The 18720-nt window shown below is 69.7% G+C and carries 20 protein-coding genes and 2 tRNA genes; 12 read left to right on the plus strand and 10 right to left on the minus strand.

The window, feature by feature from the left end; translation table 11 throughout:
* Positions 1 to 129: 129 nt before the first annotated feature.
* Complete coding sequence (locus tag JAV51_RS04615) at positions 130 to 855, plus strand: 5-formyltetrahydrofolate cyclo-ligase (protein ID WP_197319378.1); 726 nt, start codon at positions 130 to 132, stop codon at positions 853 to 855.
* 125 nt (positions 856 to 980) lie between these two features.
* Here the strand turns inward: JAV51_RS04615 and JAV51_RS04620 are convergent.
* The 4 genes from JAV51_RS04620 to JAV51_RS04635 form a co-directional block, all read right to left on the minus strand.
* A tRNA-Arg gene (locus JAV51_RS04620) sits at positions 981 to 1056 on the minus strand.
* A 59-nt stretch (positions 1057 to 1115) separates the two neighbouring features.
* A tRNA-Ser gene (locus JAV51_RS04625) sits at positions 1116 to 1205 on the minus strand.
* A gap of 81 nt (positions 1206 to 1286) precedes the next feature.
* On the minus strand, positions 1287 to 3284 hold the full coding sequence (locus JAV51_RS04630) for an acetoacetate--CoA ligase (RefSeq protein ID WP_197319379.1): 1998 nt from the start codon (positions 3282 to 3284) through the stop codon (positions 1287 to 1289).
* Between the two features lie 105 nt (positions 3285 to 3389).
* Positions 3390 to 4043, minus strand: coding sequence for a dienelactone hydrolase family protein (locus tag JAV51_RS04635; protein ID WP_197319380.1), 654 nt, complete (start codon positions 4041 to 4043; stop codon positions 3390 to 3392).
* A gap of 136 nt (positions 4044 to 4179) precedes the next feature.
* Between JAV51_RS04635 and JAV51_RS04640 the strand changes: the two genes are divergently transcribed.
* Entirely contained in the window at positions 4180 to 4929 is a 750-nt protein-coding gene (locus JAV51_RS04640; protein WP_197319381.1) for a hypothetical protein, read from the plus strand.
* Positions 4930 to 5030: 101 nt separating this feature from the next.
* Positions 5031 to 6086: a histidinol-phosphate transaminase gene (hisC, locus tag JAV51_RS04645; protein ID WP_197319382.1), complete on the plus strand. Its 1056-nt coding sequence runs from the start codon at positions 5031 to 5033 to the stop codon at positions 6084 to 6086.
* Positions 6087 to 6134: 48 nt separating this feature from the next.
* Here the strand turns inward: hisC and JAV51_RS04650 are convergent, their stop codons facing one another.
* Entirely contained in the window at positions 6135 to 6920 is a 786-nt protein-coding gene (locus tag JAV51_RS04650; protein ID WP_197319383.1) for a sulfite exporter TauE/SafE family protein, read from the minus strand.
* Positions 6921 to 7128: 208 nt separating this feature from the next.
* Here JAV51_RS04650 and JAV51_RS04655 point away from each other — a divergent pair, with 208 nt between their 5' ends.
* The 6 genes from JAV51_RS04655 to JAV51_RS04680 all read left to right on the plus strand — a co-directional run bounded on the left by JAV51_RS04655 (position 7129) and on the right by JAV51_RS04680 (position 12924).
* Complete coding sequence (locus JAV51_RS04655) at positions 7129 to 8217, plus strand: Vms1/Ankzf1 family peptidyl-tRNA hydrolase (protein ID WP_197319384.1); 1089 nt, start codon at positions 7129 to 7131, stop codon at positions 8215 to 8217.
* A 79-nt stretch (positions 8218 to 8296) separates the two neighbouring features.
* Positions 8297 to 8728 carry an ATP-binding protein gene (locus tag JAV51_RS04660; protein WP_197319385.1) on the plus strand — a complete coding sequence of 144 codons (432 nt, stop codon included), beginning with the start codon at positions 8297 to 8299 and terminating at the stop codon, positions 8726 to 8728.
* Positions 8725 to 9528 carry a SigB/SigF/SigG family RNA polymerase sigma factor gene (locus tag JAV51_RS04665; RefSeq protein ID WP_197319386.1) on the plus strand — a complete coding sequence of 268 codons (804 nt, stop codon included), beginning with the start codon at positions 8725 to 8727 and terminating at the stop codon, positions 9526 to 9528. The genes JAV51_RS04660 and JAV51_RS04665 overlap by 4 nt, the downstream gene beginning before the upstream one ends.
* 224 nt (positions 9529 to 9752) lie before the next feature.
* Positions 9753 to 10235 carry a DNA polymerase ligase N-terminal domain-containing protein gene (locus JAV51_RS04670; protein WP_231641343.1) on the plus strand — a complete coding sequence of 161 codons (483 nt, stop codon included), beginning with the start codon at positions 9753 to 9755 and terminating at the stop codon, positions 10233 to 10235.
* 96 nt (positions 10236 to 10331) lie between these two features.
* Positions 10332 to 11369 (plus strand): Ku protein, encoded by a 1038-nt coding sequence (locus JAV51_RS04675; protein WP_197319388.1) that lies wholly within the window; start codon positions 10332 to 10334, stop codon positions 11367 to 11369.
* Positions 11370 to 11442: 73 nt separating this feature from the next.
* Positions 11443 to 12924, plus strand: coding sequence for an adenylate/guanylate cyclase domain-containing protein (locus JAV51_RS04680; protein WP_197319389.1), 1482 nt, complete (start codon positions 11443 to 11445; stop codon positions 12922 to 12924).
* Positions 12925 to 12927: 3 nt separating this feature from the next.
* Here the strand turns inward: JAV51_RS04680 and JAV51_RS04685 are convergent, their stop codons facing one another.
* Together JAV51_RS04685 and JAV51_RS04690 are read right to left on the minus strand one after the other, a co-directional pair.
* Positions 12928 to 13956, minus strand: a complete 1029-nt coding sequence (locus JAV51_RS04685) for a beta-ketoacyl-ACP synthase III (protein WP_197319390.1) — start codon at positions 13954 to 13956, stop codon at positions 12928 to 12930.
* Positions 13957 to 14220: 264 nt separating this feature from the next.
* Entirely contained in the window at positions 14221 to 14841 is a 621-nt protein-coding gene (locus JAV51_RS04690; RefSeq protein ID WP_197319391.1) for a hypothetical protein, read from the minus strand.
* A 337-nt stretch (positions 14842 to 15178) separates the two neighbouring features.
* Between JAV51_RS04690 and JAV51_RS04695 the strand changes: the two genes are divergently transcribed.
* Entirely contained in the window at positions 15179 to 15592 is a 414-nt protein-coding gene (locus tag JAV51_RS04695; RefSeq protein ID WP_197319392.1) for an SsgA family sporulation/cell division regulator, read from the plus strand.
* Positions 15593 to 15602: 10 nt separating this feature from the next.
* Here the strand turns inward: JAV51_RS04695 and JAV51_RS04700 are convergent, their stop codons facing one another.
* Both JAV51_RS04700 and JAV51_RS04705 read right to left on the minus strand, forming a co-directional pair.
* A complete protein-coding gene (locus JAV51_RS04700) occupies positions 15603 to 16757 on the minus strand; it encodes a glycoside hydrolase family 3 protein (protein ID WP_197319746.1) in 1155 nt (384 codons plus the stop codon).
* Positions 16757 to 17023, minus strand: a complete 267-nt coding sequence (locus JAV51_RS04705) for a DUF2188 domain-containing protein (protein WP_197319393.1) — start codon at positions 17021 to 17023, stop codon at positions 16757 to 16759. Before JAV51_RS04705 ends, JAV51_RS04700 begins: the two co-directional genes overlap by 1 nt.
* A gap of 134 nt (positions 17024 to 17157) precedes the next feature.
* Between JAV51_RS04705 and JAV51_RS04710 the strand changes: the two genes are divergently transcribed.
* The gene (locus JAV51_RS04710) at positions 17158 to 17529 is read left to right on the plus strand and encodes a helix-turn-helix domain-containing protein (RefSeq protein ID WP_197319747.1); all 372 of its coding nucleotides are present in this window, start codon (positions 17158 to 17160) and stop codon (positions 17527 to 17529) included.
* A gap of 1 nt (position 17530) precedes the next feature.
* A complete protein-coding gene (locus JAV51_RS04715) occupies positions 17531 to 18121 on the plus strand; it encodes an ImmA/IrrE family metallo-endopeptidase (RefSeq protein WP_197319394.1) in 591 nt (196 codons plus the stop codon).
* Positions 18122 to 18188: 67 nt separating this feature from the next.
* Here the strand turns inward: JAV51_RS04715 and JAV51_RS04720 are convergent, their stop codons facing one another.
* Positions 18189 to 18716 (minus strand): hypothetical protein, encoded by a 528-nt coding sequence (locus tag JAV51_RS04720; RefSeq protein ID WP_197319395.1) that lies wholly within the window; start codon positions 18714 to 18716, stop codon positions 18189 to 18191.
* Positions 18717 to 18720 lie beyond the last annotated feature (4 nt).

Raw genomic sequence — 18720 nt, forward strand, 5'->3', positions numbered from 1 at the left:
AATCGCGCGGCGGAAGTGGGCTGGACATGGTCTTTCGGTGCTTGCCGAGAACTCCGACCATGGCGGAACGTGGACCAGGACGTGTACGACCGGGTGATGACCCTGCTGACGGCGTGAGGAGCAGCGGCGATGACCGTGGATGAGAGGAAACGAGCTGTCCGCGAGCACGTGTGGGCGCTGCTGGAGGAACACCATGCCGCACCGGCTGGTGTGCACGGCCGGATTCCCGCCTTCTTCGGCGCGGACGAAGCCGCCGACAGGCTCGCGGAGCTGCCGGAATGGCAGTCCGCCACGATCGTCAAAGCGGTGCCTGACACAGCTCAACAGCCGGTGCGCGCCCGCGCTCTCGGCGAAGGCAAGCTGGTCTACATGGCGGTGCCGAAGCTCGCCAAGACAAAGCCCTTCTACCTGCTCGATCCGGACACCTTGCCTGTGACTCCCGCCGAGGCCGCCGACAAGGGAGCCGCAGCCAAAGTCGGTCAGGCCGTCGACGTGGACAGCATGCGGCCGCCTGACCTCATCGTGTGCGGAAGCGTCGCCGTGAACCGCCACGGCGTGCGCCTCGGCAAAGGAGCCGGATACTCCGACATCGAGGTCGCATTCCTCCAGGAAGCCGGGCTGATCGGCCCCGAAACGACGATCGCGACCACCGTGCACGACCTGCAAGTCATCGACGATGACCTACCCGAGACCCGGCACGACTTCAGCGTGGACATCATCGTGACCCCCACCACCGTGATCAGGTGCGATGAACCACGGCGGCCGAGCGGGCTGCTCTGGGACGACCTCCCGGCGGAGAAGATCGCCGCGATTCCCGCACTCGCGGCACGCCTGCGACACCGAAGCGACGCCTGAGCACATCACGATCCCGCTCACGGGACGGCATTCCCACCCGACCGATTCCGACGACCGTCCACACCAGAGGGAGCAAAAGCCTGCCCACACAACCAAAAACCCCAGGTCCTTCGACCTGGGGTTGGTGGCGCGCCCGTAGGGATTCGAACCCCAAACCTTCTGATCCGTAGTCAGATGCTCTATCCGTTGAGCTACGGGCGCATCATGTTCAATTGTACCCGATCGAGATCGGGGTGGTGCTCGGGGGGTTCCGAGCTCCGCGGAGGCTCCGGGATTTGAACCCGGGAGGGGGGGTTACCCCCAACCGCATTAGCAGTGCGGCGCCATAGACCAGACTAGGCGAAGCCTCCCAGGTCGCGACCACTGCGTACATAGGTTACACACGTGCGCCGCGACCGTTTCACCCACCCCCCTCTAAAGGGGTGACCAGGTCATTTGCCGCTCGCGTAGGCCAGGAAGGGTTGCAGGGCCTCCGGGTTGGCCAACGCGTCTCGGCTCACCGCGCGGTCCGGGTCGACGCCCTTGAGGATCTTCTTCACCGGCACCTCGCACTTCTTGCCGTTGAGCGTCCTCGGCACCGCGGCCACGGGAATGAACCGGTCGGGCACGTGCCTCGGCGACAGGGCCTTGCGCAGTTCCGTGCGGAGGCGTGGCTCCACGTCGTCGAGCGTGGTGCCCTCGGCGAGCACCACGAAGCACAGCAGCTCGCCCTCCTCGTTCGCGGAGGTGTCGATGACGAGTGAGTCGAGCACCTCGTCGAAGCCCTCGACGACGCGGTAGAACTCGGACGTTCCCATGCGAACGCCGCCCCGGTTCAACGTGGAGTCGCTGCGTCCGTAGATCACCGCCGAACCCCGGTCGGTGATCTTGATCCAGTCGCCGTGTCGCCACAGGCCCGGGAAGTCCTCGAAGTACGCCTCCCGCAGCCTGCTGCCGTCGGGGTCGTTCCAGAAGAACACCGGCATCGACGGCATGGGCTTGGTGACCACCAGCTCGCCCACCTGGTCGGTCACGGGACGGCCCTCGTCGTCGAACGCCTCCACCGCCGCGCCCAGCGCCCGGCACGACAGCTCGCCCAGCCACACCGGCACGTCGGGGGCGGAGCCGACGAACGCCGTGCACAGGTCGGTGCCGCCCGACACAGAGCAGATCTGCACCCGCGAGCCGATCTCGTCGGCGATCCAGCGGAAGCCTTCCACCGTCAGCGGCGCGCCGGTCGACCCGAGTGCCCGCAGCGACGACAGGTCGAACTCCGCCGCCGGGCGCAACTTCTGCTTGAGGCAGCTCTGCACGAACGGCGCGGACGTGCCGAAGTAGGTCACGCGGTGCTGCTCCGCCAGCCGCCACAGCGTCCGCAGGTCCGGGTGGCCGGGGCTGCCGTCGTACAGCACGAGGGTGGTGCCCACGAGCAGGCCGGAGATGAGGAAGTTCCACATCATCCACCCCGTCGTGGTGAACCAGAAGAACCGCTCCCCCGGGCCGAGGTCGCATTGCAGCGTGAGTGCCTTCAGATGCTCGACGGTGATGCCGCCGTGGCCCTGCACGATGCCCTTCGGCAGCCCCGTGGTGCCCGACGAGTACAGGACCCACAGCGGGTGGTCGAAGTCCACTGGCTCGAACGCCAGCTCCGCCCCCGCGTACCGGGCGAGCAGGGTGTCCCAGTCGAGCGAATCGGGCACCCGACCGCCCTCGTAGTCGACGACGATCGTCGCCTTCAGCCCGGGGAGTTCGCCGCGGAGCTGTTCGATCGTGGGCCGCACGTCGAACGACCGCCCGTTGTAGACGTAGCCGTTGACGGCGATCAGCACCTTGGGCTCGATCTGGGCGAAGCGGTCGGACACGGCGCGCACACCGAAGTCCGGCGAGCACGACGACCACGTCGCCCCGAGGGACGCCGCGGCGAGGAACGCCACCAACGTCTGCGGGCAGTTCGGGGCGAGCGCGACGACCCGGTCGCCCTTGCCGACGCCCAGCTCCCGCAGCGCGGCGCGCGCCGCCGCCACCTCCGCGCGGAGCGTGCCGTAGGTGAGACGTCGTTCGACGCCGTCCTCCCGCTGGAAGACGACCGCGAGCTCGTCATCGGCCTTCTCGGCTCCCGCGATCGGCCGCAGCGCGTGCTCGGCGTAGTTCAACGTGCCGCCGGGGAACCACCGGGCACCCGGCATGCGGGCCTCGGCGAGCGGCTCGGTGGGTCGCTCGTGCCAGCGGACGCCGAAGTAGTCGGTCAACGCCGCCCAGAACTCCGGAAGCTGCTGCACCGAGTACGCCCACAGCTCGTCGTAGTCCGCGAGGTTCACGCCACGCTCGGCGCGCAGCCACCGGCGGAAGTCGGCGATACGGCTTGCCTCGACACGATCCGGGTCGGGCCGCCACAGGACCTCGGGAACGACCTGACCGACGTCAGCACTGTCAGCACTGTCAGCACTCATGGTCGGAGCGTAAGGCACGAAAGGCGTCCCCCGCGCCGGTGAATCGGCACACAATCGGCACGCCGGAGGTGTGCTCGAACCCCGTGACCGCGCGCCGCGTGGACGTCAGCGCAGGTGGGCGTCGAACCAGGACAGGGTGCGCTGCCACGCCTCGGCCGCGGCGTCGGGATCGGCGTCGAAGCGGTGGCTCGCCCCCGCGTACCGCACGACGTTGGTGGCGACCTTCGACCGGCCCGCCGCCTCCTTGAGCTTGTCGATCTCGGCCTGCCCCGCCTCGTCGCCGTTGTCGCCGTACAGCCCGAGCCACGGGCTCGCGAGGTCGCTGGCGATGTCGATCAGTGCGGGCAGTCCGGCCGCGGCGGGCGCCTCGATGCCCCGCCCTCCGACGCTCACGGCAGCCCCGAGTTTCCGGTTCGCGGCCACGACCAACGCCGCGGTGCCACCGAGGTCGAAGCCCACGACACCGAGCTGGTCGCCGCGTACGCCCTGGTCGACGAGCCACGCGAGCGTCGTGTCGAGGGCGGCGAGCACCGCGCCTCCGACGCCGTCACCGCCCTCGGCGCCGTCGATCTCCGGCGCGACCGCGAACCATCCCTCGGCGGCGAGCGACGCCACCAGCAGCCGCGCGGCGTCGGTCACGGCGCCCACCTCGTGAAGAACCACGAGTCCGCCACGCACCGCACCGTCCGGTTCGGCGTACGTCAGCCCGAGTCGACGGCCGTCTGCTCGCTCGTAGTCCTGCGTGTGCGTCTGCGTCATGTGTCTACTCAACCACCGGCGGTGTACCCCTGGTCAACGTGAGATCGCAGATACCCGCAGGTCCTGGCCCCCCACGTTCGGGCGACTCCGGCGGATCACACCCCACCATGATCATCGCTGTGGTGGACTCGGCGACGTGGAGATCGTGACGTTGGCGAAGCGACCCGAACTCGCGGAGGCGACCTTCGCGATTCCCTACCCCGCGAACACCCCTCGGTTCATGGCGGGCAACCTCGCGGGCCTGCTCGTGCGGTGTCGACGCGTGTTCCGGCTCTGGCCCCACCTCGTGGTCGCGCTGCTCGACGACGACGGTCGTCCGGTGGCACGCGGCGTGATGGTCGCCTACCTCGCCGACCGCGACGACCGGCCCGCGTTCCCCGACCTCGGCTGGGACCAGGTGGCCGCGTGGGCGGCGGAGGACGCGCTGGACGGCCTCACCCCCGACACGGCGTGTGCGTTGGAGATCGCCGTGCATCCGGACCGCCAGGGCCGAGGCGACTCCCGTCGGGTGCTGGAGGCGATGCGGGAGGCGGTGGGCGCGGCCCGCCTCGACGCGCTCGTGTGCCCGGTGCGCCCACCCGACAAGGCGGCCGTCCCGACGATGCCGATGCGCGAGTACGTCGAGCGCAGGCGCCCGGACGGACTGCCCGAGGACCGCTGGCTGCGCACCCACGTGCGCGCGGGTGGCCGGATCGAGCACGTCGCCGACTGCTCGATGACCATCCAGGCGCCGCTCGACCGGTGGCGCCGGTGGACCGGGCTGCCGTTCGACTCGGACGGTCCCGTCGTCGTCGAAGGTGGCCTGGCACCCGCGCTGACCTCGACCGCGCACAACCTCGCCGTGTACGTCGAGCCGAACGTGTGGGTCTCGCACGAGCCCGCCTGACGGCGACGCGATCACCTCGCTCCCCGGCGAACATCACTTCTGGCGGCCGAACGAGCGAGATAGGTTGGGTCGCGACCCGTTCTCAACGACGAGGAGCCGCCATGTCCGAGATCCCGACACGTGCCGACCTCGCCGCCCTGCCCGCCTACGTTCCGGGACGGACCGTCCCGGGGGCCGTCAAACTCGCCAGCAACGAGGTTCCCGAGGGACCGTTGCCGAGTGTCGCCGACGCCATCGCGCGCGCGAGCCACGAGATCAACCGCTATCCCGATCTCGGTGCGTGGACACTCGTCGACCGGCTGGCCAAGGAGTACGACGTCTCGACGTCCCAGGTGGCCGTCGGGTGCGGCTCGGTGTCGCTCTGCCAGCAGTTCGTGCAGGCGCTGTGCGCCCCGGGCGAGGAGGTGCTCTTCGCGTGGCGTTCCTTCGAGGCGTACCCGATCGTCACGCAGGTCGCCAACGCCACGCCCGTGCGCGTGCCGCTGACGCCCTCGCACACACACGACCTGGACGCGATGCTGGCGGCGATCACGCCGAAGACGCGGCTGATCTTCGTGTGCAACCCGAACAACCCGACGGGAACGGCCGTGCGGCGCGAGGAGCTGACGCGGTTCCTCGACAGCGTGCCCTCGGACGTCGTGGTGGTGCTCGACGAGGCCTACCGCGAATTCGTCACCGACCCCGACGTCCCGGACGGCCTGGAGTTCGCGCGCACCCGACGCAACGTCGCCGTGCTGCGCACCTTCTCGAAGGCGTACGGGCTCGCCGGGCTGCGGGTCGGGTACGCGATCGCCGCGGAGGAGGTCATCGAGGCCCTGCGCAAGGTGTACGTGGCGTTCAGCGTGAACGCGCTCGCCCAGACGGCGGCGTTGGCGTCGCTCGACGCGAAGGACGAGTTGCTGGCGCGCTGCACCGGGATCGTGCGCGAACGCACCCGGGTGCGCGACGCGCTGCTCGACGCGGGCTACGAGGTACCGGAGACGTCGGCGAACTTCGTGTGGCTGCCTCTCGGTGACCGCACGGTCGCCTTCGCCGAGCACGCACTGGAGCACAAGGTCGTGGTGCGCCCCTTCGCGGGCGACGGCGTGCGCGTGACCATCGGCACCCCCGAGGAGAACGACGTCTTCCTCGAAGCGGCACGCACCTTCCCGCGCTGAGGCGCGTCGGGCCGGGGCGGGCGACTTCCGACGCCCCGGCCTGCGACGTCAGAACTGCCGCAGCACGAGCTGCACCATCGCCGCCACGCCGACGATCACGATCGTGGCCCGCAGAGCGGTGGGTGAGAGCTTGCGCCCGACCTTGGCGCCGAGCTGGCCGCCCACCACCGATCCCACGGCGAGCAGAGCCACCACACCCCAGTGCACGGGTGCCACGAACGCGTAGACCGTGCCTGCCACGACGTTGACCACCGCCGACAGCACGTTCTTCACGGCGTTGAGGCGTTGCAGGCTCTCGTTGATCAGCATTCCCATGACGGCCATGAGCATCACGCCCTGGGCCGCCGTGAAGTACCCGCCGTAGATGCCGATCAGGAAGATGAGCCCGACCACGAGAACCGCGCCGCCGAGCTCGGAGGACTGCGTGGCCGCCGCCGCGCGCTCCTCCCGGCGTCGCAGCACCCAGCTCGACACCTTCGGTTGCACGATGACGAGCACGACGGCGAGACCGACGAGCACGGGAACCACGGTCTCGAAGGCGTCGGGCGGCAACGACAGCAGCAACACCGCGCCGCAGATGGCTCCCAGCAGCGAGGCGGGCGTGAACCGCAGCAGCCGGGCACGTTGGCCCCGCAGCTCCTCCCGGTAGCCGATCGCGCCGCTGATACTGCCGGGGGCGAGCCCGATCGCGTTCGACGTCGTCGCCGTCACCGGCGGGTAGCCGAGCGCCACGAGCACGGGGAACGTCACGAGCGTCCCCGACCCGACGACCGTGTTGATCATCCCGGCCCAGACGCCCGCCACGGCGATCAGGACCGCATGCCACCAGATCATGCTGCACTCACGCGGGCTGACATTAGGCACACTTCGGCGGATCGACCCTCCCGAGCCCGAAAACCGTGGGCGGAGTCACCACCGGAACCGGACTTCTCGATCTTCGTTCGCGTTTCCACTCACCCCCTATCGGGTAGTCCAAGCACAGGTGGACCGGACCGAGAACAGCTCCAGCGGCGACCGACGGTGACACGGACGAGGAGGCGGATTGGACACGACGACGTTGCGCGATCTGGCGAGAACGCACGGGCCCTTCGCGTCGGTGTACTTCGACGACACCCACAACACCGAGGACGCCGCCAAGCAGCGCGAACTCACCTGGCGTGAGTTGCGCGAGGAGCTCGCCGACCAGGGTGCCGACGAAGGCACGCTGACCGCGCTGGACGAGGTCGTGCTCGACCGCGAGCCTCCCGTCGGCCGCGCGGGCCGCGCCGTCGTGGCCGCCGCCGAACAGGTCCTGCTGGACCAGCGCCTGACCGAACCGCCACCGCGACCGGTGGCGCGGGTGTCCCGATTGCCCTACGTGGTCCCGCTCGTGCAACACGGCGAACTCCCACCCGCCCACGTCGTCGCCGTCGTGGATCGCGTGGGAGCGGACGTCACGGCCGTCGACGAACACGGCACCGTGGTCGACTCCCGCACGGTCGAAGGCCCGAACAGCCAGGTCCACAAGGTGCGCGGAGGGGCGTGGTCGCATCGCAACCTCCAGGCTCGCGCCGAGGAACTCGCCAGGCAGAACATCGAGCAGGCCGCCGAGCACGTGGCGTCGATCGCTCGCCGGGTGGGCGCCGCGCTGGTGGTCGTCGCCGGTGACGCGCAGGCGCGCAGGACGTTGATCGAGGCGCTGCCGCAGCAGGTACGCGAGACCGTCGAGGAGGTCGAACCCGGCGGCCGGAAACAGGGCTCGGGCAACGACGAGCTGGACGCGCTCGTGGACGACCTGCTCGCCGAGGCCGTCCGACGGCGCACCGAGGACGTCGTGCGGCGCTTCTCGGCCGCGTTCGCCCAGCCGACCGGGCTCGCCGTCCAGGGTTTGGAGGCCGTGACGACGGCGCTGCGCGAAGGCAACGTGTCGACCCTGCTCGTGGGGGAGCCCGGCGACGCGGAGGTTCTCGTGGGGAGCGACCCCTCGCTGGTGGCGTTGCAGAAGGAGTTGCTCGGCGACGGCGAGGCCACCCGCGTCCGGGCCGACGAGGCGCTGCCGATGGCCGCCGCCGCGGTGAACGCCGACGTGGTCGGTGTGGGTGATCAAGCGCAGCTCAGCGAGGGTTTCGGCGCCGTGTTGCGCCACGATTGAGAAAGAGGAGAAGGTTGGCCAGAACGATCGCTACTGTGAGCGGGGAACTTTGAACGGTCGGCAGAACACCGAGGTAACAGTGACCGAGACCAAGCCGCCGACGAACAGCATCGGCGCGCAGGACGACATCGAACTCCGGCTCGGCGCGAGCCTGGTGCACCTACCCATCATCCGATCGGTCGCGGCGAGCATCGCGATGCGAGTGGACTTCGACCTCGACTCCATCGCCGATCTCCGGCTCGCGGTCGACGAGGCGTGCTCGACGCTCATCACCCGAGCCGTGCCGGGCAGCACGATGGTCTGCCGTTTCACCCGCGACGAGGACCAGTTGCTGTTCCACGGCGCCGTCTCCTCCACCGACGCCGAGGCGCCCAGCACGACGTCCTTCGGCTGGAAGGTGCTCACCACGCTCGCGGACTCGGCGACGGCCTGGGCAGAGGAGAACGCCGAGGACGGGCAGGGCACCTGGGTCCACATCGAGCTCGCGAAACGGAAGCCGGCTTTTACGTGACCGAATCGACCACACAGGGATCACGCACGGCGTCGGACGACTACCAGCACCTGACGCCGCTCTTTCAGGAGTTCGCCTCGCTCGACGAGGACGATCCCCGCCGAAGCGAACTGCGGGACCGGCTCGTCACGGGCCACCTGCCGCTGGCGGAGCACATCGCGCAACGGTTCTCGGGCCGGGGCGTCGCCAAGGAAGACCTCGTGCAGGTGGCACGCGTGGGCCTGATCAACGCGGTGGACCGTTTCGACCCGGCACGCGGGTCGGACTTCCTCTCGTTCGCCGTGCCCACGGTGATGGGCGAGGTGCGCAGGCACTTCCGCGACACCGGCTGGGTCATCCGCGTGCCCCGGCGGCTCAAGGAGCTGCATCTCTCCATCAACAACGCGAGCACACAGCTCTCCCAGCGGCTCGGCAGGGCCCCGACCCCCAGTGAGATCGCGGAGCACCTCGGGCTCACCCCCGAGGAGGTCTACGAAGGTCTGGAGGCGGGCAACGCGTACCACTCCATGTCGCTGGACGAGGTGCTCTCGGCGGACACCGAGAACCTCGCGCTCGGCGACACCCTCGGCGAGGAGGACGCCGCCCTCGCGGGAGTGGAGAACCACGAGACGCTCCAGCCGCTGGTGCGGCAACTGCCCGAGCGGGAACGCACGATCCTGGCGCTGCGCTTCGTCCACAACATGACGCAGACGCAGATCGCCGAACGGGTCGGCATCTCGCAGATGCACGTCTCGCGCCTGCTCGCCCGCACGTTGAAGAAACTCCGCGACGGTCTCGTCGAGGAGGACCCGTTCGGGTGAGCGGCCCGGAGTTCGGGCGACCGGCCGGTCGGCGACCTCGCGATCGTGTCACTCATGGTCATCACCGAGCGACCTTGATGCACTGAACGGCGGGCGTCCCCGACCGGCCGGTGTCCCTCGACGGGCGGTACCGCGTACCCCGGTCGGGGGTTGTCGGCCCCGGATGACCACCACTCGGCGATTCGGTCTGTTTCCGCAGCTCAGAACCGGGTATGTTCGCTGGCATGGCGGACCGGGACACGCGCGGCACCACGCCGCCCACTCCTTACCCGCGCCGAGCGGAGGACCACGGCGGGCGTCCCGTCGCGCCCCGAAATCCGTCACTGTACGTGATCACTCGCCCCGAGCACGGCCTCCACTACGACTTGCGCCTCGACTTCGGCGAACTGTCGGTGTGCTGGGCCATTCCCCAGCGTCCGTCCCACACCCCGGGCGACAAGCTGCTCGCGATCCGCACCACCGAGTCCACGCTCGGCGCCGTGTGGGACACCGGTGTCGTGGCAGGACTCGGCACCCTGAGCCCGACGCGCGCGCTCGACGAGGGCCGACTGACATTCCGCCTCGACGGCGACCGACTCCACGGCGCGTTCGTACTGGTCCGCGCCTACCGCAGTTCGGAGCAGGAGCAGTGGCTGCTGATCACGAAGGAGACCGACTCCACGGACCACGTGGCCGCCGTCGGCGCTCCGGGCGAGGAGCCGTGGTGACCGACCGCCCGTCGTGGCGGTGTCGCTCGTCCGAGTGGCCGGCCCCGTCGGCCTGCGTCATGCTCGGATGACAGGGACGTCAGTCCAGGAGGAGCCGTGGCACGAGCGATCTGGAACGGAGCTCTGAACTTCGGCCTGGTGACGGTGCCCGTCGAGCTCTACAGCGCCACCCAGGACCACACCATCCACTTCCGACAGTTCCAGCGCGGCACGTCCGACCGCATCCGGTACCGGCGGGTGAACGAGCGCACGGGCGAGGAAGTGCCGTACGACGAGATCGTCAAGGGCTACGACCTGGGCGGCGACGAGTACGTGATCATCGAGCCGCACGAGCTCGACGAGATCGCTCCGGGACGGTCACGCACCATCGACATCGACGCCTTCGTGGACCTGGAGGAGATCGACCCGATCTACTTCCAGAAGACCTACTGGCTCGCCCCGGCCAAGGAGGAGTTCGGGCGCGCCTACTCCCTGCTCATCGAGGCCATGGCCAGGACCAACCGGGCCGGGCTCGCGCGGTTCGTGATGCGCGGCAAGGAGTACATCGCCGCCGTGCGTGCGGGCGACGGAGTCCTGGTGCTCAACACGCTGCTCTTTCCCGAGGACATCCGCGAGCCACGCAAGGAGATCAGCAAGCTCCCCGAGGTCGGGCAGGTCCGCGACAAGGAAGTCGACATGGCCGTGAGCCTGATCGAGTCGATGGCGGAGGAGTGGAACCCCGAGGAGTACCACGACACCTACACCGAGCGCGTCATGCAGCTCGTCGAGGACAAGCGGGCGGGCCGCACCATCACCCCGGCCGAGGAGCCGCGCGAGGCCACCAAGGTCGTCGACCTGTTCGAGGCGTTGTCACGCAGCATCGAGGGGCGCAAACGCGGCGACGACCGCAAGTCCGACGAGCGAGAGAAGCCATCACGGGCCGGCGAGAAGTCCCGGACGCGAGGCAAGGACAGCAAGGGCCGGACGACGAAGTCGCGCGAGAAGCAGCCCGACCTGTCCACCCTCACCAAGAGCGACCTCGACAAGATGGCCCGCGACCTCGGGGTGAAGGGGCGGTCGAAGATGAACCGCGCCGAGCTGGAGAAGGCGGTCCGGGACGCGAACCGGCGGCAGGAGCGGCGTCGCGCGTCGTGACGTCGAGCCCATCGATCGGCGACGACGGCGTCCATACGTACCCAACAGGCGCTCGGGCCCCTACGATCCTGGGGTGGCCAGCGGGCAGCTTCCCCAGCGGATCGGTACCGTCCTTCGCACCAGCGTGGGTTTCGCGACCATCGGCTTCGGCACCAGTCTCTGCGGTGCGGGGCTCGTGCTGCTCCTGCTGTGGCTGCAAGGCCTGCCCGACGAGTTCGGTTCCGGTCGCGACGTCATCCTGATCTGCGCGTTGGCCTACGTGCTGTTCGCGTTCGCGGTCGGCACCCTGTGGGCGGGTTATCTGCAACGTCGGACGGTGCTGTGGTTCCTCGCCGACCGCAGCCCCACGCTCCAGGAGGCCACGCGAGCACTGCGCATCCCCGTGGAACTCGCCGTGGTCGTCGGCACCCTCTGGGGCGGGGGTGCCATCGGGTTCGGCGTGCTGGCCGCGGTGTTCGGCACCTGGTACAACGCGGTCGGCGTGGTGTTGACGATCGTGCTGGGTGGTCTCTGCACTGCCGGTCTGACCTATCTGGCCGCCGAGCGCGTGGCCCGTCCGCTGCTGTTGATCTCGCTCGACGTGGTGGGACCGCGCGGACCGACGTCCGTGCTCACGCGACTGGTCGTCCTCTGGGGACTGTCCAGCGGAGTGCCCCTCGTCGGCGCGCTGTTCCTCCTGCTGCCTCCCCGCATCGGTGACGAGGACCCGACGGCGAGCCTGGTGTTGCTGTCGGCCACCGGCCTGGTGCTCGGTGCGCTGGCGACGGCGTTGTTCGCGCGGGCCGTGGCGGCTCCGTTGCACCACCTTCGCGGTGTGCTGGACGACATCCGTGCGGGACGGCGGGACATCGCCGTCCGGGTCGACGACGCGGGTGAGATCGGCATGCTCCAGGCGTCGGTGCGCGACCTCGCCGTCGGCCTGCGCGAGCAGGAGCGCCTCCGGGACCTGTTCGGCCGCCATGTCGGCGACGACGTCGTCCAGCACGCTCTCGAACACGGCATCTCCCTCTCGGGCGACGTGCGGGAGGTGTGCGCGTTGTTCGTGGACGTCGCCGACTCGACCACGCTCGCCACCGAGCTTCCGCCCGACGAGGTCGTCCGCCGCCTCAACCGCTTGTTCGAGGTCGTGGTCGCGGCCACCAGCAACCACGGCGGGCTCGTCAACAAGTTCCAGGGCGACGCCGCGCTGTGTGTCTTCGGCGCGCCCGCCAAGCACGCGGACCCGGCCACCTCGGCGTTGCGCACCGCGCGCGCGATCCGCGACGCCGTGCTCGAACGGGGCGAGCTGGACCTCGGCATCGGCGTCGCCACGGGCCAGGTGTTCGCCGGTCAGCTCGGATCGCGGCGCAGGTTGGAGTACACCGTCATCGGCGACGCAGTGAACGAGGCGGCGCGACTGACCGAGCACGCGAAGCAGGTTCCCGGCCGGGTGCTGGCGAGCGGGCCGACGCTGTCGGCGGCGGGGCGGTCGGAGCGCGACCTGTGGGTGAGTCACGACGAGATCCAGCTTCGTGGCCGCCGGACGCCGACCACCACCTTCACTGTGCCGCGGTGACGGTCAGGCCGGCGGTTCGCACTCCAGCCCGGGCCAGCGCAGCACCGTCGAGCCCCAGGTGAGCCCCGCGCCGAAGGCGGAGACGAGCACCCGGTCACCGGCGCGCAGCGTGCCGTCCACGACGCCGTCGAGCATCGCGAGCGGGATGGAGGCCGCGCTCGTGTTGCCGGTGTGTCCGATGTTGACCACGAGGCTGTCGGCGGGCAGGCCGAGGTTCTTGGCCGTGGCCGTGAGGATGCGGACGTTCGCCTGGTGGCCCACGAACCGGTCCACGTCGGACGTGTGCCAGCCCGCCTTCTCCAGCACCGCCCGCGACGACGACGCCATGCGGGCCGTCGCGTGCCGGAAGACGGCCTGCCCCTGCATCCGAAGGTAGTGGTCGCTCGGATCGTCGGAGCGCTTCAGCCGCGCACCTCCGGCGGGCACGTACAGCAGGTCGGTGAGCTCGCCCTCGCTGCCCAGATCGAAGGGTCCGACGGCGCCCGGCTCGTCGGGCGAGCCCTGCCGCAGCACCACGGCACCGGCGCCGTCACCGAAGATCGGCACGGTCGTGCGGTCGTCCGGGTCGAGCAGTGTGGTGAAGGCGTCCGCGCCCACGAGCAACACCCGCGTCGCTATCTCCGCGGCGATGAGTCCTGCCGCCGTCGCAAGTGCGTACACGAACCCGCTGCACACCGCGTTGACATCGAACGCCGCGGCGCCGCTCAACCCGAGTTCGGCGGCGACCTGCGGGGCGCTGGCGGGACACAGGTGATCGGGCGTGCTGGTGGCGAGCACGACGGCATCGATGCCCTCGCCGTACGACCCGGCCGAGCGCAGCGCCCGCCGCCCCGCCTGCACCGCCATGTCAACAGTGGACAGTCCGTTGTCGACGACGTGGCGGCGGGCGATCCCCGTTCTGGTGCGGATCCACTCGTCCGACGTGTCGATGCGCCGACTGAGTTCGTCGTTGTCGACCACGCGAGGCGGCAGCCAGCCGCCGAGACCGGCCAACACTGCCCCACCACGCGACTGCTGCGTGGGCACCTGCATTCCTCCACGGGCCGACGACGGAAACAACGCTGGCGAAAACGGCCCGCTCAACTTCTATGGCCTACCAGTTGGTAAGAGTCGGCCATGTGACGCTTGTCTCAGTAACTGTCTACGCCTGGGTGATTGCAAAACGAAAGGGTTTTACCTAACGCCCAGCGTGTTGCCGCAGGATCATTCCGACAGCTCGACACAAGCCGGACGCGCACAGCTCACTCGACAAGGCTGCACAGGGAAGGCCGGGACGTCACCGCGTCCCGCGCCGCATCACTCCGGTACCGGGACGGCTTCGGGCGTCTCGGACGGGCTGTCCTCCCGCGCCCGCAGGCGATCCCGATCCGCGCCGTTCGGGTCGAGCACCACCGCCCACGGCAGCTCGCCCAGGTCCGGAACGACCTCGGCGCTCGGGATCTGCACCGACACCGGCCTCTCGTCGTCGACGTCGAGCACGTCAGGCTCACCAGGACGCTGCGTGGGGAGCACGATCGAGGGCTCGGGAATCGGCTCGGTCGACGACTCGGGCGACGTGCTCGACGGCGGCAACGGCACCTCACGCACGGACGACTCCGGTTCGTCACCACGAGTCGGCCGGGACGGCCGTGGAGTCGAGACCACCGGTACGGCTTCGGTGATCGCCGGACCGCCCGCCGTGGTCGGAGCGACACCCGACGGCCCACCGGTCCCCTGCCGCACGCCCGTGATCACCACCGCGAACATCAGGATCACGGTGGCGAGCGCGGTGAACTGGAAGCGATGCGAACGGGGGCGATAGCCGTCGGACGGGAGTTCCTTCTCGTCCTCGTCGGACGGTGCGCTCGCGGCGACAATGCCCGTGCGGTCGAGAACCCCGCCGTCGTGCGGCGTCCGGCGCCAGACGTCGGGGGCCATCAGCGTCGTCCCTTCATCAGCCGCCCCTCGGGCACGTGTCACTCACGGCGAAGATCACGTCACGTGCTGTCTACCCGGAGCAGGACCACTTGTCACCCGTTGGAGACCGTTTCACACCCAAGAAGACTCGATCGTGTGACACTCAGGAGCGCGGCAGCGGCCGAACGGTCCACAAAGGGACCCGACCCTTCGGCCGAACCGGTGTTTGCTCTACTGTCCGTCTCGATCATCAACTTTCGCCCGAACGGCGCATCACTTTGATGGCAGATGGACGTCTTCATCAAGGGAAGGCCGCACGCGCGCCACTTTCGGCGCCACGGATGGACGGGAGCGTGCCGTGGACGACAACGTCGTGCACCAGGACCAGTTCGTGTACCTCAGCGGATGCGAGACACCCGTGTTGTCCAGGCTGACCTACACCCCGACCGCACCGTTCACGGTCTCCCTCGCCTTCCAAGTGGAGCCGGACGAGTGGGTGGAGTGGGAGTTCGCCCGTGACCTGCTCATCACCGGACTGCACGCGCCCGCCGGCATCGGTGACGTTCGCATTCGGCCGGACCTGTCGCCGTCCGACGACGACCTGCTCGTGATCGAGCTGGAGTCGCCGGACGGCTACGCGGCCGTGGAAGCCGATCGGAGTGGCATCCAGGCGTTCGTGGACGCCACGCTGGCGCGAGTGCCTCTGGGCTACGAGTCCGACCGGCTCGACCTCGACGCGGTGATCGCGAACCTGACCACCGCGAGGCCCTGAACGTCGCGGCTCAGCCGCACACACCCTTGGCGTCCAGCACCCGCGTGAGCGCCTCGTTGACGCGCCCCTCCGGCAGGTCACCGCTCGACATGGCGGCTTCGATCCGGTCGAGCACCGGGCCGACGTCGCCTCCGTCCGACCACAACGGCTGGTCGGCGCCCGCCTGCAGCGCGAGCAACACGGCCTCGTCGAGCGTGTAGGTGTCGGAGATCGCCCTCATCGCACCCAGGTCGTCGGTGAGCACCGGACCGTCGTAGCCGTAGTCCTCACGCAACAGCCGGTACGCCTCCGGCGAGAGCGACGTGGGCTTGCCGTCGGTGAGTCCCGGCACGTTCAGGTGACCGACCATGACCTCAGTCCCTTCCGGATAGACGCCGAGGTCGTCGTACGGCACCAGGTCGGACTGCCGAAGTTCATCGAGCGGGGGCGTGGTGACCAGGCCCTGGTGGGAGTCACCACTCGCCCGGCCGTGACCTGGGAAGTGCTTGATGACCGGGCGAACGTCCGCATCGGCCAGTCCCTGCGCGAACGCCGCGGCGTACTCGGTGGCCGTCTGCGGGTCGGCGCTGAACGAGCGGTCGCCGATCACGCCGTTGGCGGGTCCGTCGGTCAGGTCGACCACGGGCGCGTAGTCCACGGTGATCCCGTACTGCCGCATCTGGCGTCCGCGCTCCGCCGCGAGTTCCCGCACCTCCTCGGGAGTCATCGTGGCCGCCATCTCCCGCGCGCTGGGCATCGGGCCGACGAGTTCGTCGATGCGCTGGACGCGTCCACCCTCGTCGTCGACCGCGACCGACACCGGGATGTCACCAGCGGCCTGCTGCACCCGCTCCAGGGCGTCGCCTGTGAACAGCGTCGTGGCGTTGCCCCCGATGAAGATTCCGCCGACCTTGTTGTCGCGGACGAGGGCGACCGCGGCGTCCGGATCGTTCTCGTCGACCCCGACGACCAGCAACTGCGCCGCCCGCTCACGCGGTGACAGACTGTCGATGACACTCGCGCATCGTCCCTCTTGACCATCCGGAGAGGGTTGCGACGAGTTCTGCTGCGTTCCCGACGGCTGGGGACTCGGCGCGGCAGTGTCCTCACCGGACCCGTCGTCGCCACCGCATGCCGTCGTCGCTAGTGCAGCGACACACGCCGCCGCAAGCACCGTTCGCTTCATCACAACGTCACGCTATCGCCGTCTCCAGGGGCTCGCCCATCGCCCTTCGGCGGTTCCTGCGGGCCGTAACGACGAATCCACTCAACCGTGCCATCCATGCGTTCGACGGTGAGTTCCGCGTGCCCGCAGGCGCGGGCGAGGCGAGCGGCCTCCCGGACGGCGTCCCGCTTGCGGCAGTGGCGGGACAGGACGGTCCTGCGCCTGCTCACGAGCCAGGTCAGCGAGTCGGGCGAGAACCGGAAGACGACGGTGTACGGCGTGCGCATCCACGACCCCCTCGGGCGAGCTGTTGCGTTGGTGAAACACGTTAGTGGGGAAGCAACACGTGTGGCGCGGGTGACACACCCCTGTGATAGTGAAAAAGGACGGGCACACGGCATCGGTGAGTGAGGACGACGACATGGAAGGCCGCATGGACGCGCGGCGGCTCTACGACGCGCTCGACGCCGGACGCAAGGCACGCGGACTCTCGTGGAGACAGCTCGCCGAGCAGGCCGGGGTCAGCCCGTCCCTGCTCAGCCGGATGGGCAACGGCCAGCGCCCCGACCTCGACGGGTTCATCGCACTGGTGCAGTGGCTCGGCGCCCCCGCCGAGGAGTTCATGGTGCGTCCCGGGGCCGCCCCCGACACCGCGGAACAGCCCGCGCTGGAGACCCAGCTCGCCCTGCTCCTGCGCGCCAGGAACGACCTGACCGACGCCGATCGCGAGTACCTGCTCGACATCGTCGGCGCCACGATGCGACGCATCAAGGCGGACAGACGGGAGCGCTGACATGGCGCTGCGGCGCGGCTTCAAGGCCACGGCCCGGCGGCTCGCCGTCGACGTGCGCTCGGAGCTGGGGGTCGACACGTTCGCACCGCTCGACCCGTACGCACTCGCCGCGCTCTACGGCATCGAGGTGTTCACCCTCGACGAGCCGTGGTTGCCCTCATCGGCCGTCGCACACTTCACCGGACCCGCCGTCGACGCGTTCTCCGGCGCGCTGGTGCCGGTCGACACCGGATGCGTCATCGTCGAGAACCACACGCACGACCGCACCCGCCGCCGCTCCACGGTGGCGCACGAGATGGCCCACGTGCTGCTCGAACACGACTTCGGCGTGCTGCTCACCGTGGGCGGGTCGTGTCGCTCCGACCCGACGCGAACAGTCCAGGAGCAGGAGGCCACGGAACTCGCAGGGGAACTCCTGCTGCCCTGCGCCGCGGCCAGGACGGCCGCGTTCCGAGGGTGGACCGACGCGAGCGTGGCCCGCTACTTCCGCGTCAGCCGACGCCTGGCCCGGTGGCGCATGAACGTGACCGGTGCCCGCCGGATCGCCCGGCGGACCCGGAAACGACTGCCGGAGCCGGCCACCCGGCCGTGACGGCACCGAGCCGACGCACGCCAGGGCCGCCCTGGGCGTGGGCCAGGGCGGCCCTGGCGTGCGGTTGTCAGGTCGCCGCGCGGCTGCTGCCGTGCACTGCGATCGCGTAGATCACCACGATGTCCAGTGCGATCACCACCAGCGCCCACAGCGGGTAGGCCGGGATGAACGCCAGGTTGATGATCGCGCTGACCGCCGCCATCGCGATACCCGTGACACGGGCCCAGGTCTGTCCGGTCATCAGGCCGAGTGCCGCGGCCACCGCGACGACACCGAGGGCGAGGTGCACCCAGCCCCACGCCGTGTAGTTGACGTCGACCACGAGTCCGCTCGACGTGACGACGTAGAAGTCGTTGTTCAGCAGTGCGGTGAGGCCCACGATCACCTGGTACGCCCCGGCCAGGAACAACAGCGTGGAGGCGAAGGCGATGCCACCCATGCCGCCGCCTCGGTCCTCCCGTGCGTACGGGCTCAGGGACTCCTCCCGCGCGGATGGCCGGTAGTCCTCCTCCATCCGACCGCGCGTCTGCGGCGGTACGTGTTCCGTGCCGGTCGCATCCTGGGCCCGGGACCGGGCCTGTGACGTCTCGCTCATGCTT

The sequence above is a fragment of the Saccharomonospora sp. NB11 genome, assembly GCF_015910535.1.
GTDB lineage: Bacteria > Actinomycetota > Actinomycetes > Mycobacteriales > Pseudonocardiaceae > Saccharomonospora.